Source organism: Bradyrhizobium sp. LHD-71, from assembly GCF_031157255.1.
Taxonomy (GTDB): Bacteria; Pseudomonadota; Alphaproteobacteria; order Rhizobiales; family Xanthobacteraceae; genus P52-10.
This window is the reverse complement of sequence record NZ_JAVIFX010000044.1, coordinates 1-13,789: the sequence shown is the minus strand read 5'-3', so window position 1 is coordinate 13,789 and position 13,789 is coordinate 1. Positions and strand designations below refer to the sequence as shown.

At 62.3% G+C, this 13,789-nt stretch carries 13 protein-coding genes; 5 read left to right on the top strand and 8 right to left on the bottom strand.

Translation table 11 applies throughout. The features are described 5' to 3' along the window. Positions 1–442: 442 nt before the first annotated feature. Positions 443–1,423, bottom strand: a complete 981-nt coding sequence (locus tag RCO31_RS32135; protein WP_308972448.1) for a FecR domain-containing protein — start codon at positions 1,421–1,423, stop codon at positions 443–445. Positions 1,424–1,511: 88 nt separating this feature from the next. Then, on the bottom strand, positions 1,512–2,072 hold the full coding sequence (locus tag RCO31_RS32130; protein WP_308972447.1) for a sigma-70 family RNA polymerase sigma factor: 561 nt from the start codon (positions 2,070–2,072) through the stop codon (positions 1,512–1,514). Positions 2,073–2,293: 221 nt separating this feature from the next. Between RCO31_RS32130 and RCO31_RS32125 the strand changes: the two genes are divergently transcribed. The 3 genes from RCO31_RS32125 (at position 2,294) to RCO31_RS32115 (ending at position 4,251) form a co-directional block, all read left to right on the top strand. Next, complete coding sequence (locus RCO31_RS32125; RefSeq protein ID WP_308972446.1) at positions 2,294–2,437, top strand: hypothetical protein; 144 nt, start codon at positions 2,294–2,296, stop codon at positions 2,435–2,437. Beyond that, positions 2,434–2,793, top strand: coding sequence for a hypothetical protein (locus tag RCO31_RS32120; RefSeq protein WP_308972445.1), 360 nt, complete (start codon positions 2,434–2,436; stop codon positions 2,791–2,793). Before RCO31_RS32125 ends, RCO31_RS32120 begins: the two co-directional genes overlap by 4 nt. A gap of 357 nt (positions 2,794–3,150) precedes the next feature. Then, positions 3,151–4,251, top strand: coding sequence for an acyltransferase (locus RCO31_RS32115; protein ID WP_308972444.1), 1,101 nt, complete (start codon positions 3,151–3,153; stop codon positions 4,249–4,251). A gap of 94 nt (positions 4,252–4,345) precedes the next feature. Here the strand turns inward: RCO31_RS32115 and RCO31_RS32110 are convergent, their stop codons facing one another. Further along, positions 4,346–5,149, bottom strand: coding sequence for an outer membrane beta-barrel protein (locus RCO31_RS32110; RefSeq protein WP_308972443.1), 804 nt, complete (start codon positions 5,147–5,149; stop codon positions 4,346–4,348). A 370-nt stretch (positions 5,150–5,519) separates the two neighbouring features. Continuing rightward, a complete protein-coding gene (locus RCO31_RS32105) occupies positions 5,520–7,064 on the bottom strand; it encodes an acetolactate synthase large subunit (RefSeq protein WP_308972442.1) in 1,545 nt (514 codons plus the stop codon). A gap of 259 nt (positions 7,065–7,323) precedes the next feature. Between RCO31_RS32105 and RCO31_RS32100 the strand changes: the two genes are divergently transcribed. Both RCO31_RS32100 and RCO31_RS32095 read left to right on the top strand, forming a co-directional pair. Beyond that, positions 7,324–7,929: a L,D-transpeptidase gene (locus RCO31_RS32100; protein ID WP_374991566.1), complete on the top strand. Its 606-nt coding sequence runs from the start codon at positions 7,324–7,326 to the stop codon at positions 7,927–7,929. An 83-nt stretch (positions 7,930–8,012) separates the two neighbouring features. Then, positions 8,013–8,795, top strand: a complete 783-nt coding sequence (locus RCO31_RS32095; protein ID WP_308972439.1) for a DUF2927 domain-containing protein — start codon at positions 8,013–8,015, stop codon at positions 8,793–8,795. Positions 8,796–8,805: 10 nt separating this feature from the next. On the opposite strand, the gene RCO31_RS32090 is transcribed toward RCO31_RS32095, so the two are convergent. The 4 genes from RCO31_RS32090 to RCO31_RS32075 all read right to left on the bottom strand — a co-directional run bounded on the left by RCO31_RS32090 (position 8,806) and on the right by RCO31_RS32075 (position 13,633). Further along, the gene (locus RCO31_RS32090; RefSeq protein WP_308972438.1) at positions 8,806–9,939 is read right to left on the bottom strand and encodes a M48 family metallopeptidase; all 1,134 of its coding nucleotides are present in this window, start codon (positions 9,937–9,939) and stop codon (positions 8,806–8,808) included. Between the two features lie 3 nt (positions 9,940–9,942). Beyond that, on the bottom strand, positions 9,943–11,085 hold the full coding sequence (locus tag RCO31_RS32085) for a DUF898 family protein (RefSeq protein ID WP_308972437.1): 1,143 nt from the start codon (positions 11,083–11,085) through the stop codon (positions 9,943–9,945). A gap of 135 nt (positions 11,086–11,220) precedes the next feature. After that, positions 11,221–12,393 carry an isovaleryl-CoA dehydrogenase gene (locus RCO31_RS32080; protein WP_308972436.1) on the bottom strand — a complete coding sequence of 391 codons (1,173 nt, stop codon included), beginning with the start codon at positions 12,391–12,393 and terminating at the stop codon, positions 11,221–11,223. A 25-nt stretch (positions 12,394–12,418) separates the two neighbouring features. Then, on the bottom strand, positions 12,419–13,633 hold the full coding sequence (locus RCO31_RS32075; RefSeq protein ID WP_308972434.1) for an acyl-CoA dehydrogenase family protein: 1,215 nt from the start codon (positions 13,631–13,633) through the stop codon (positions 12,419–12,421). Positions 13,634–13,789: the final 156 nt, after the last annotated feature.

Below are 13,789 nucleotides of genomic sequence, written 5' to 3'. Positions count from 1 at the left end.
CGTATTTCAGGTTCGTCGAATCCAGCAGCTTTGCCAGCGCCTGCTCCGCCGTGAATGCCCCCGACACTGCTTCCACCGCAATCGACCGGACGTCGTCGGCCGATGCGAGGATCTTCAGTCTGGTCGTCGCCGACCACGCCTGCAGCGCGTCCTGCAGCGATCCGGCCGGAATCTCGAACTGATGTTTTGCGGACGTGAATGCACGCTGCGCCTGCTTTGACGGCTTCGGCGAGCCGGACGCCGCGGCGGGATGGCCGTGCAACGTGGCCAGCGCCGCGGTCCCGCACAGCAGAAACGCCCTGGCGCAACCCCAGAGCGACGAACGCGCACCATTCCCCACTATCTTGCAACCCCCATCTCGCGGTCGACGCGACATTGCGTGCACCCCTCGTCTGGAGAAACGGACGGGAATGCGGTTGCATCGGCCGGCACCGGAATTTTTCTACGGATGGCGGGAAGCGTCCCTCCGGATCACCACCAGACCCGGCAACTGCGTCACGCTGACAGGCAGGACGATCTCGAGCGAGGCCAGAAATTCGCCGGTCTGCGCGAGGTTCACGGTGCCGGTGACGGGCAGCTTCCGGACGGCCTCCTCGAGAATGAGAATCCTGCCGCGGCGATAGCGCTCCACCTCAGCGACGACCTGCTCAAGCGGACGATCCTTGAACACCAGCCCGCCCTGCCGCCAGGCGGTCAGTCCGGTCACATCGGCCCGCTGCGGGATGCCGACGCCCTCGGTGGGCGTGCCGCGCACCAGCCAGCCGGCATCGACCCGAACCGGAGTTCCGTCGGCTCGCATTGTGTCCGTCACCTGGACAGAGCTTTCGGTCACGATCACCGTCGCGGCATCTTCGTCGCGCCGCACCGCGTAGGCGGTGCCGAGCGCCCGGGCGTGCACGTTCCCGGCGATCACCTGGAACGGCCGGCCTTGCCCCTGTTTGACATTGACGAAAACCTGTCCGGTGTAGAGCGTGATCGTCCGGCCACCATCGCTGACGTCGAAGCTCGTGCCGGTGTCGAGATCGACCGTCGAGCCGTCGCGCAGCACGACCTGGCGCACTTCGCCCGTCGCCGACCGGTAGTCGGCAAGGTAGGAGCGCGGCGGACCAAACAGGCCGAGCGCAAACGCCATCATCGACAGAGCGATCGCCAGGAGAATGACGACCGGCAGCTTCGGGGTCTTCGGTTTGGGGGGCGGCACCAGCGAGGTGCCGATCTGCCGCCAGATCTTCCTGGCTTCTCCGGCGGCGCGCCGGTGCTCCGGCGAACTGTCCTGCCATTGATCGAAGGCAGCCCGGTCTTCTGGCCTTTCCTGACCGGAATGAAGGTGCGCCAGCCACAGCAGCGCCTCCCGCGTCAGCGGGTCGTCGATCTGCTCCTCGGACTCCGGGATTTCAAACGGCGGCTTGGGTGGTGTCGGCATGGACCCGGCGTGGTCTGTCGGCTCTCATCGATATAACGAGTGAGCCGCGCCTTGCATCGGAGCGCCCGCCCTTCGAACATAAAAATTCTCAGCGGGGGCCCGCGGCAAGACGCACGAGGCAGCGATCCAGCACCTTGACGATGTACCGCGAGACCTGTTGCGGGGACAGGCCCAGCTTCACCGCGATCTCGGCGTGGGTCAGGCCTCCGATGCGATTGAGCAGGAGAGCTGCGCGCTGCAACGGAGGCGACGCGTCGAGCGCTTCCTTGACGAGGCGATACGCCTCGCGGCCTTCGAGGAAGCGGTCCTGTGTGGGATAGGGATCGGCGATGGGGCCGGCCAGGTCGAGCGGATCGTGGAAGCCGCGCGACTTCTTCTGACGTACCAGGTCGATGGTCAGGTTGCTGATCACGGTGCGCAGGACATTGCGGGCATCGGCCACTCCGACCGGCTGCGGGCGGGACCTGTTCCAGACCAGGAAGCGAAGAAAGCCGTCCTGGACGACGTCGGCCGCAGCTTCACGATCCCTCAGCCGGCGGAACGCGAAACTGTTGAGATCGCACGCATAGGCGCGAAACAACGCATCGAGATCGACCGGCAGGTCCTGCTGGTTCCCACCTTCTGAAACAACGGCAGCCCGAACCGACACCCCAATCCCCATTACATGGTACAACCCGGCGTACCGTTGTTAGCGGAGCAGGCAACGGGGGCCAAAGCCTATATTTTAGAGGAGTTATAAGGCGGCGGCGGCAAGGTGGCGCCAAAGGCGCGGTGGACAACCTCAGAGCACGTCAATCGTCGACCCACATCCGCAACAGATGAAGCGGCGCGCAGTTGTTCGCGCACGGGCTTTCCGAGATTGATGCCGTCATGGAAGACTTGTTCAAGAAGCTGGAGGTGGCGTCGCTCGGCCCGAGCCTTGAGGCAACCGTGGCCGATGCTGCCGCCATCAAGCCCCTCAAGGACCCGTCGAACTCATCGAGCGCACCGCGGCACAGTACTCAGCGGCATTGAAGGCCGATGCTGGCGTTCCATTTCTCAAGCGTTCGCCTAATGCAAGGCTATTCCGGTTCACCCCGAGCGGCCACCTTCGCGACATGCTGGGTGAGGCAATGCGCCGGGCGAGCCTGTCATTCCTGCGGCGTGAAGGCGGCTTCCACATCTTCTGTCACACCTACGGCACATGGATGACCCGCTACGGCAAACTCGACACTGAGGGGCTGGTCCGAACGAAGCGATGGAAGAATGCCGAATCGGCCGCTCGCTACGCGCACACTGTCGCCAGCAGTGAGGCCAGACGGGCCGACGAACTGCCAACGCCAACCCGTGGAAAATCCGCGGAAAACACCCACTCAAAGAAGAAAGCATAAACAAATCAAACAGCAAAATTTCCTTCACACGGGGAAGGTCACAGGTTCAATCCCTGTAGCGCCCACCACGCTTCGCCTTCGTGGCGCGGGCTTCACGACCTCTAACGAACGCCCTAGCGCGAAGGCGGGCCGCTTCGCCGAAGCGCGTGGTGCCGCTGCAGCCGAAAGCGCAAGACGGATCGCCTTCAAATCGGCACTTCAATTCGGCACTTCAATTCGGCACTTGGCGACTATCCAAAAATCGCGGAAGTTAGAACTCCGATCGGCCTGGCGTCCGAGATCTGACGCTGCTGTCGAAGCTGGACCCTTATCGGAGGAGCCGCGCAGGCGGCGTCGCTCCGCGCTTGGAGCAGCCTGGTGCATGGCGATTCCCGCCCGTCCGCGGCGTCTATTCAAGGTGGCCTGACGTGGCCCGCTGCGGCTTCGCCGGGCGCGGAGCGCATCGGCTGCTTTGATCTGCTGCGATTGATCGCGGCGCTTCTTGTGCTCGGCTCGCATCAACTCGCTGTCGCGGGATTACCCGAAATCGGAATAGCCGGGATCGGGACGTTCGGCGCGCTCGGCGTTGGCATCTTCTTCGCGATCAGCGGATACCTGAATACGCTGAGCATCATGCGCTCCAAATCGGCCACCTCTTTCTTGATCAACCGGCTCTTTCGCATCTATCCAGCCTTGTTCGTGTGCGTATGCGCCTGCATCGTTCTCGGGGCATTTCTGACGAGCAGGCCGATTGAAAACTATCTGTTTGCGGCGGGCGATGGTCCCTGGCGCTTCTTCTGGAAGAACGCCATCGCCATGCGAACTGAGTATGTTCTGGCCGATGTCTTCGATGCGAACCACCTCAAGGGAATAGTCAACGCATCGCTTTGGACGCTGCCGATCGAAATCAAGCTCTATATCTGCTTCGCAGCCCTAGCCTGGCTGGCCCGCTTCAAAATGGCAGTTGTTTGCGTGGCGGTCGTCGGACTGCTGGTTGGCGCAGCGCTGTCCACGACGGTCCGGGACATGGTGAGCCCTCTCGTCTCGGGCGAAGCTTTGCGCTTGACGACCCTGTTCGCTGTCGGTGCGACTGTCGCTGTCATCGAGGCCAGATTTGGCTTTTCGCGTGCCACGATCGCCGTCAGTCTGATCGCCTTGCTGCTTCTGTGCTTCTCCAGTCTGAACTGGGCGCTCACATTTGCGATCCCGGTTGCGGCGATCGCCGCGGGCAAGCTCAAGATCCCGCTTTTGACACCGAAGATGGACATCTCCTACGGGATGTATCTGTACGCATTTCCGGTCCAGCAACTGTCGGTGCTCCTGCTCGGGAGCCTTTGGGCCAGTTCGGCTTTTGCAGTGGCCGTGACGACAATGGCGGCAGTTCTGTCCGCGCTGTTCGTCGAGCAACCGGCGATGACCCTCCGGCGCAGCTTCCCGCAAACTGCGAGAGGCGCTTCGGCCAGGCCGTCGCTCGGATGAACGCGATCGCCGGAGCCGGCACGGGCTTCAGCTAGAAAGCAGAAGGGCCGGATCACTCCGGCCCTTCGTTACTCAGCTATTCACCCCAAGCAAATCAGAAGCGGTAGTTGATGCCGACCTTGCCGGTGTGGATGCCCGGATCGCTGTGAGCGTTGGTCCAGGTGAAGCCCGCCGCCGGACCCGTGCCGCCTGCGATCGCGGACTGGGTCGTGTCGTCGCGCGTGGCGAGATACAGGTATTCGCCCTTCAGGCTCCAGTTCGGCGCGAAGGCCCACTCGACACCGCCACCGACGGCCCAGGTCGTCTGCGTGTCGCTGTTGGAGAGGAGCAGCGTCGAGGCGCCGCAAGGCGCGACCACGCAGCCGTCCACGTAGCTGTATTCCTTGTCGACGAAGGCCACGCCGCCCTTGGCGTACACGAGCACGCGATCGAACGAATAGCCGAGGCGGCCCGCGATCACGGCGTACCAGTCGCCCAGATGGGTGCTGTCGAAGCCGTTCGCCGCACCGATCGGCGCGTTGATGTCGAGCACGCTATCCTTCATCTGCAGATAGCCTGCCTCGGCCTCGATACCGATCACCCACTGGGAGCCAACCGGTTGCCAGTTGTAGCCGATCGTGCCACCGCCGATGAAGCTGGTGCCCAGCTCGTAGCTGTTGACCAGGCCGGTGCCGTTGTAGAACGCGCCGCCGCTGGCGGGTGCGGTGGACTCTGCATCGCGATCGGCCACAGCGCCACCAACGAAGCCGCCGATGTAGAAGCCGGTCCAGTTGAAGACCTGCACGACTGGCGGCGGCGGCAGCGCCCTGACCGGCATGCGCATGTCGGCGGCAACGGCCGGTGCCGAAACCGCGACCACTGCTGCGGCAGCACAGAGGAAGGTGGAAATCTTGTTCATGAAGCGACCTCGAAGTTCAGTTCACTCGTCAGTTGACTGGCGCGATTACTAATCCCTGTGCGTCGCTGCCGCTATTGCGTGCAGGCCACAGTCGGGGCCTTTCGAAAAAGCAAAAAATGGACTCCCGTCGCGGCGCGAAAATTCGGAGGTCGAAAAATTTTTCTAATAGATCAATAGCTTGCCCGGGGAAAACGAACGCTCGCAGTCGTCGAATACGGCGATAATTAGGCAGGATTTTTCACCTAATCTTTACCGTATTTGAAAGCCTCCCGATTCAGGTTGCCGGGAGCATGGGCAAGTCTGAACTCTTTACGCGAGAGCAACGCGTTGCGCTCGCTCGGCGCAACGCGTCAGAGCTGCATCCGCAGCTTTACATCTGCACTTCGATCAGCCGAGGCCCCGGCGTTGCCACCGAGTTGGCCAGCTCCTTGTAAAAATCCTCAGCGTTCGAAACGGATACCCCTGGCACCCCCATGCCCTTCGCCATCGCCAGCCAGTCGAGCGCAGGCCGGTCGAGGTTGAGCATGTCGACCGCCTTCTTGCCTGGCGCACCGGCCTCCACGTTGGCGAATTCGCCCTTCAGGATCTCATAGGTGCGATTGGCGAAAATAACGGTCGTGACGTCGAGTTCCTCTCGCGCCTGTGTCCACAGCGACTGGATCGTGTACATCGCGCTGCCGTCACCCTCGAGCGCGATCACGCGCCGGTCCGGGCATGCAACGGCGGCGCCGGTCGCCACCGGTGTGCCATAGCCGATCGATCCGCCCATGTTCTGCAGCCAGTCATGCGGCTTTGCAGCTGCGGTCGGCGCAAAGAACGCACGGCCGGTGGTGATCGCCTCATCGACCACAATGGCGTTCTCCGGAATCGCCGCTGCGATGGCCGCCGCGATGGACGCATGTGTCAGCGCCCCCGTCGGCTTGACGATCTCTGCAAGCTTCTGCGGCTTGACGTCGCCGGGCTTCGCGCCGACGGCGTCGGCCAGCGCCTGCAGGCTGCCGATGCAATCGCCGCCGATGTCACACAGCGTATGCATCTTGGCGCCGTCGGCCTTCAGGAGGCTCGGCTTGTTCGGATAGGCGAAGAATGCAACTGGTTCGTCCGCCTCGACCAGGATGATGTTGCGGAAGTCCTTGAGGGTATTGACCGCCAGGTCGACCACGTAAGGCACCCGGTCGATCGAATAACGACCTGCACCGCGCGCAAGGCGCGGGTTCGACCCTTGAGCCATCACCTTGCAGCCGGTCTTACCGGCAATCTGCTGGGCCAGCGCCAGACCGTCTTCGCGCAGCGCGCGATGCGACATCAGGATCAGCGTCGGTTCGCCGCTCTTCAGAACGTTCGCGGCATTGTCGACCGCGGAAGCCGACATCGCCGCGCGTTGCGAGATCGCACCGACCTCCGCAATGCCATCCGCTTCGTTCCAGGCGGTATCAGCCGGCAAGATCAGCGTCGCGATCTGCCCTGGTGATGCGCTTGCGGCAGCGATAGCCGCAGCGCCGTCACGCGCCACTGATTTGGCGTTCGGCGAGGTGCGAACCCAGGACGAGACCGGTCGCGCCAGACCCTCGATATCGGAGGTCAGCGGCGCGTTGAAATCGATGTGGTAGGTTGCGTGCTGGCCGACGATATTGACGATGCCGGATGACGCTTTCTTGGCGTTGTGCAGGTTGGCGATGCCATTGCCGAGACCCGGTCCAAGATGGAGCAGTGTCGAGGCTGGCGTACCCTTCATGCGGTAGTAACCATCAGCGGCGCCAGTGACTACGCCCTCGAACAGACCAAGCACGCAGCGCATGCCGTCGACGCGGTCAAGCGCGGAAACGAAATGCATTTCCGATGTACCAGGATTGGTGAAACAGACATCGACCTTGCCCGCGACCAGCGTTCGCACCAGACTTTCTGCACCATTCATGGCTGCACCGTTGCTTTCATTTGTTGTTAAGGCTTCCACTCGCGAAAAGATCATCCTTCGAAAGCTCCGTCAAACGCTTTGCCCGACTTGAACATCCGAATTCATGGCGTTTTAACCGAAGGATCGCGCGCCGCGCGACCAAGCGAAGCAGTTGGCGTAAGGAGGTCTCGCGCTTCTTGCGAAACGTGGCAAATTGTGGCCTTTCTCACCGGCAACTTTGCCGGAACCGACGATATCGAAAGAGGATCGAATGAGGGGGCTGCTGCGCGTTCTGACGATTTCAATTGGCTCCATCGCACTTGCACAAGCTGCGCAAGCTCAGGTGGATGACCCCGACCTGCTTTTCGGTGGCTCACCGGTCAACAAGCGGTACCAGTTCTTCTCGGGCGGCTATTCTGGCGGGTACTCTGGCGGCTATTCCGGTGCAGCCACGCGAACCACCGTTACCATTCCCGGCAGCTACAAGCCGGGCAGCATCTTCATCAACACGAGCGAACGCCGGCTGTACTTCATGCTCGGTAACGGCCAGGCGGTTCGCTACGGCATTGGCGTCGGCCGCGATGGCTTCCGCTGGTCCGGCGTGCACCGGGTCACAGCCAAGAAGGAATGGCCGAACTGGACACCGCCCGCGCAGATGCTGCGCCGGCGTCCCGATCTGCCGCGCCACATGAAGGGCGGCGAAGACAACCCGCTCGGCGCGCGTGCACTGTATCTTGGCTCCACGCTCTATCGCATCCATGGCTCGAACGAGCCGGAAACAATCGGGCAGGCCGTGTCGTCGGGCTGTTTCCGCATGACCAACGCGGACGTGATCGACCTCTACGATCGGGTGCAGGTGGGAGCCACGGTCATCGTCAAAAACTGACCTGTTGCTCGATCCTGGAGAATGGAAGGCCGGCGGTAAGCCGGCCTTTTTTGTCTGGCTCCGCGAATGGGTTAAGGTAGCGCATGCGCAGCAGACAAACATGCATCGTCCTGGCGGCAGCGCTGCTTCTTGCGCCGGCCGCCGAGATCGCGTGCGCCCAGAACGTCATTACAGCGAAGCGCGAGAGGAAACAGTTCACCGACGCCGAGATCGCCGACGGTTTCTTCAAGGTCGCGTTCGGTGCCGAGTTTCACCTTGCCGGCCACGTCGATCGGATCCGCAAGTACGATCGCCCGGTGCGCGTCTTCATCGACAACAAGGCACGCCCGGACCGCAGCAAGCAAATGCGCGAAGTCGTCGCCGACATCGGCCGACGGATCGAGCATCTCGACCTCGCAGTAACCGATCAGCGCGAGACCGCCAACGTCGTGGTGACGCTGGTGCGCGACCGCGACATCCACCGGACCATCTCGGCCTTCTATGGCAGTGACCGCGCCAGGGAAATCCGCGACGCGATCGATCCGCAATGCCTGTCGAGCTTCACCAAGAACGACAACTTCGCCATCGCAAATTCGAACGTCATCCTCGCGGTCGATGCAGGAAACTTCGTTTTCGCAGACTGTGCCTACGAGGAATTGTTGCAGGCGCTAGGGCCGATCAACGATACGGATTCTGTGCCGTGGACAACCTTCAATGACGACGTCAGCATGGGGCATTTCGGCATCTACGATCAATATCTGCTCAACATCCTCTACCATCCCCGGGTGCGGCCCGGCATGTCGGCGGCGGATGTCAGACTGCTGCTGCCCGAGATACTTCCCGAGGTGAAGAGCTGGGTCACAAGGAGCAACGAGCTGCCGAACTGATGCACCGCGATCAACTCTTATCCGGCGTCTTGCAGATCGATTTCAGTGCTGCCCATTCTGCCGCCGTCAGCAATGGCGGCGCGGACGGCGAGATATCCTGCTCGCTCATCCGCACCAGGCGATCTTCCGACAGTGGATGGCTCGAGATCAGCGCGAGCCCCTTGCCCTTTTCCTTGCCCGTCACGCGCAGCAAAAATTCTCCCATCGGCTTCGGCGACCTGCCGAGCTTGCGCATCACCTCGATGGTGGTGGTATCGGCGTTGCGCTCCGCCTCCCGTGAATGCGACGCCTGGAACAGCTCACGGCTGGTAAAGATGATCGCGCTCGAACCGGTGATATCGCCGAACAGGAGACCGATCAGGAACGACGTGCCGCCGTTGTAGATCAGGTTCCGCAGGCCATCGCGGTTCTTCACATGGCCAAGTTCGTGGGCGAGCACGCCGGCAAGTTCGTCGACGCTTTCCGCCTTCGCGAGCAGGCCCTCGAACACGTAGATCTTGCCGCCCGGCAGCGCGACGGCGTTGGCGATATCGTTGGAGATCACCGCGGCATCTGCCGTGACATCGACCCCACCTGCGCGACGCAGCGTGTCCATCAGCTTGGCGAAAGCGGCCGTTCCGTCGGGGCTTGCACACGTCTTGCCGTCAAAGACGACGTTCACCTGCTTGTCTGCGACCTCACCGATGCGCTTCTCGATCGAATAGGGAATGAGCGGCGTCAGCCGGTCGGCTGCGAACGGCACGACGAACAGCACCATCAGCACGATCGAGACGAGCGCCGCAACCGACCATCCGACGATGGACATGACGCCCTTCGCGCCCGGCAGATCCGCATCGAGCGAGGGACAACGGCGTTCGAGCTCAGCCGCCAGCGTTGCGTCGCGAATCTCCAGCCGCGCCAGCACCGGCGCGGACACACACATGGCCCGCAGGATGCCGGAAGGACCATCAGCGCGCCGGATGTCCGCATAAGGCCAGGAGGCGACGACCGCGTCGTCCTGGAGGATTTCGCAGCGGTCGGCGAGCCGCAGCATGACATTGCGTCTGCGGCTCGACGTGCCGTCGAGGTAGGTAACAGGCGCGCGGGCCGGCGGCACCGCCTCGATCGACGCGTCCGCCTGCGTGGAATTCGCCGGATCGGTCAAGCGTCAGAATCCTCCGACGTCCAGGCCATCAGCGAACCCTTCGCCGATGGCGCTCGCCAGATCGCCTTTGGCGGAAACGTTCGCCGCGGTCTCGATGCCATGGACAGTGATCGACGATACAGCCCGCTGCCAAAGGTCGCGCATAAGGTAGAGACGAATGAAGATATTCAGGACCATTGCCCAAGCCAGGTAACCGACGACAGCGAACGCGATGAACGGCACACTGGTGAGGAGGTCAAGATTGCTGAACAGCGTTGTGTCCAGTGGATGACCGGTCATCGTCGCGGCCATCACGGCAGCAAAAGCCATGTAGGCAATCAGCCCGATCGATATCAACAAGGTCCAGCCGATCGTCTTCCAGTAAAGGCCCATGAGTTGGCCGGCACCGAGATTCGACTCCAACCGCACGCCGCCGAGACGCAATCCGCTCAGCCACCAACGCATCTGGATCGCTTTGAATGCACCGTAGACGAAAGGAATGCCGACGTATGTGACCAGGGCAACCGGCGTTAGCAGCCACAACCACCAGCCGCGCTTGAAGAACTCCCACCCACGACCCTCGAAGCTGCCCTGCAGGTCGCCATAATGCGTATTACGCATCTTGTAGCGCTCGAGGGCGGCGTCGCGCCACGGCAGGATGAGACCGAGTGTAAGCACCATGGCCGCCCCCCAGAGGGTGGCGCGGAGCGCGTAGCTCCAGCCGGAGCCGGTCATCCAGAATCGGACGCCACGCCAAACGGTACGCGTCATGCGGTAACGCCGCGCGCGATAGATTGCGAACTGCGTGAACACGTAGAGCAGGAGCACCAGCGGAATGCTCGCGAACGCCTGCAGCCGCTCCGCCTCGAGGCCTAGGATGAAGTAGGCGATGTAGATCGGTACCAGGATCGCCATGGCGACCAGGAAGCCGATCAGAAGCTCCCTGCCCCGGCCGGTGTATTCGGCGCCATCACCATCGACCACAGTGTGCGACCAAAGATGACGGCGGATGTCGGTGGTCAGCCAGAACCGGTAGAAGCCGGCGGTGATCATTTCGAGCCCTGCGCCGCGCGCGACGAGCCCGAGGAAACTGCGACGATCGCCGGTAAACGCCACCCTGGCGCTGATCGGCGCCGGTTGCAGCGGTGCGGTGGTCATCTGGTTCATGGGATTGCCCGAGTGTTGGAGAACGTCCGATTTGAGCCTTAGTCGCACGGGTCCTTACACGGGTTCGACCGCTGCAAGTGTGACCCAGGTCGCTGAAGCCGCTGCTTTCTCCACGACGCCTGTGCGCCGACAGCCTTACGCCTGCTTTTCGAACAATTCCCGGCCAATCAGCATCCGGCGGATCTCGCTCGTCCCGGCGCCGATCTCATACAATTTCGCGTCCCGCAACAATCTGCCGGTCGGATAGTCGTTAATGTACCCGTTGCCGCCGAGCAGCTGGATCGCATCGAGCGCGCATTGCGTCGCCCGCTCCGCAGCATAGAGGATGGCACCCGCCGCATCCTCGCGGGTGGTTTCGCTGCGGTCACAGGCCTTGGCCACCGCATATACGTAGGCGCGCGCCGCATTCATCGTCACATACATGTCGGCGACCTTGCCCTGCACGAGCTGGAACGTACCGATCGGCTGACCGAACTGCTTGCGCTCATGCACGTAAGGCATCACCACATCCATACAGGCCTGCATGATACCGAGCGGACCTGCCGCCAGCACCGCGCGCTCGTAATCGAGACCCGACATCAGCACGTTGACGCCGTTGCCGACCTTGCCCAGCACGTTGCCTTCAGGCACCTCGCAGTCCTCGAACACGAGTTCGCAAGTATCCGAGCCGCGCATGCCGAGCTTGTCGAGCTTCTGCGCGGTCGAAAATCCTTTCATGCCCTTTTCGATGATGAAGGCGGTCATACCGCGCGGACCAGCATCGGGATCAGTCTTGGCATAAACAACGAGCGTCTCGGCGACGGGACCGTTTGTGATCCACATCTTGCCGCCGTTGACGATATAGCGGTCCCCTTTCTTATCGGCGCGCGTGCGCATCGACACGACGTCGGAGCCCGCGCCCGGCTCGGACATCGCAAGTGCGCCGACGTGCTCGCCGGAGATCAGCTTCGGCAGGTACTTCCGCTTCTGCTCATCCGACCCGTTGCGACGGATCTGGTTCACGCAGAGGTTCGAGTGGGCGCCGTAGGACAGTCCAACCGCCGCGGATGCGCGCGAAATCTCCTCCATGGCCACGCAATGTTCCAGGTAGCCGAGGCCGGCGCCGCCATATTCCTCTTCCACCGTGATGCCATGCAAGCCGAGCGCGCCGATCTTCGGCCACAGGTCGCGTGGAAAGGTGTTGCTCTTGTCGATCTCGTCGGCCCGCGGTGCGATCTCGTCGGAGGCAAAACTCCAGACGGTGTCCCGGATCGCATCGGCGGTCTCGCCGAGGTCGAAGTTGAAGGCCCGTGGGGTGTTGGCGGTCATGAATGTACCTCCGGCACGGTCGGTCTCAGGCGACCAGATCGAGCCCGGTCAGCATATCATAAGCCAGCAGGTCGTCGGCGCCGTGCGACACCATGATCCGCTTGCCGATCAGGTCGCGCAAGGTTTCTGAGGTACCCCCGCCCAGTGTCCCATAGCGCGCACCGCGGTAGAGGCGCGACACCGCATACTCGTCGGTGAAGCCGAAACCGCCATGCATCTGCACGGCATCGTTGGTTACGCGCAACGCCATCTCGTTGCAGAACACCTTCGCCACCGCCGCCATGAACGGATCGGGGAACGGATCGGCGGTCATGCAGGCCCGGTAGAGGATGCTGCGGCCAGTCTCGATATCTTTGTACATATCGGCAAGCTTCCAGCGATTTCCTTGAAAATCACCGATCGCCTTGCCGAAGATCTCGCGCTCGCGCGCATATTTGACCGCCTCGGCAAACGCCCCTTCGGCGAGCCCCAGCGAAATGCTGGGATTGAGACAACGCTGGGTGTTGAAGGCGGTCAGGAGTTTGCGAAAGCCGTCCTCACGGATGACGAGGTTCTCCAGCGGCAATTCGCAGTTGTTGAACTGGATCTCGTGCAGATTCTCGCCACCCATGGTGTGGTAGGTTCCGGTCACTTCGAAACCGGGCGTGTCGGGCTCGAGCAGGACGCAGCCGATGCCTTCACGCCCCGGCTTCTTGTCGATGCGGCTGAAAATGACGAACATGCCGGCCTCCTTGGCTCGGCTGATGAGCGTCTTGACGCCATTGAGGATGATGCGGTCGCCCTTGATGTCGGCGTTTGTCCGGTAATTGGCGACGTCCGTGCCGGCGTGCGGCTCAGTCATGCAGACGGCGAGGATGCAGTCACCGCTCACCACTTTCGGCAGGATACGCTGCTTGATCGATTTCGGCGCGTAGGTGGAGATGACCCGCGTCTGCACGCCAGCCTCACCCAACGTTGCCATCGCCGTGACGTAGCATCCCTTGGCGATTTCCTCGAGGATCAGCGCGGTCTCGAATATCGACAAGCCGAGGCCGCCGTACTCTTCCGGAACCGACATGCCGAGCACGCCGATTTCGGCGAGCTTCTTCATGTTCGGCCACGGGAAGGTACCGTCCATGTATTTCTGCGCGTTCGGCCTGAACTCCCCTTCGACGAGGTCGCGCACGGTAGAAACCATGCTGCGTTGTTGTTCTGTCAGCTTGAAGTCCATCGCCGCGGCGTCTCCCTGTCGCGTTGCCACTCTTGCATCTTCACAATGGCACGGCAGAGCCGCCAAATGAAGAGCGGCCGACATGGCCGGCCGCTCCCTATCGTTCCGAATATTGGACTAGTGTCGTGGATCAGAAATTCGCGCCATCGTTGCCGCGAGTCCATCGTGCGAATTTCTGATCCATAA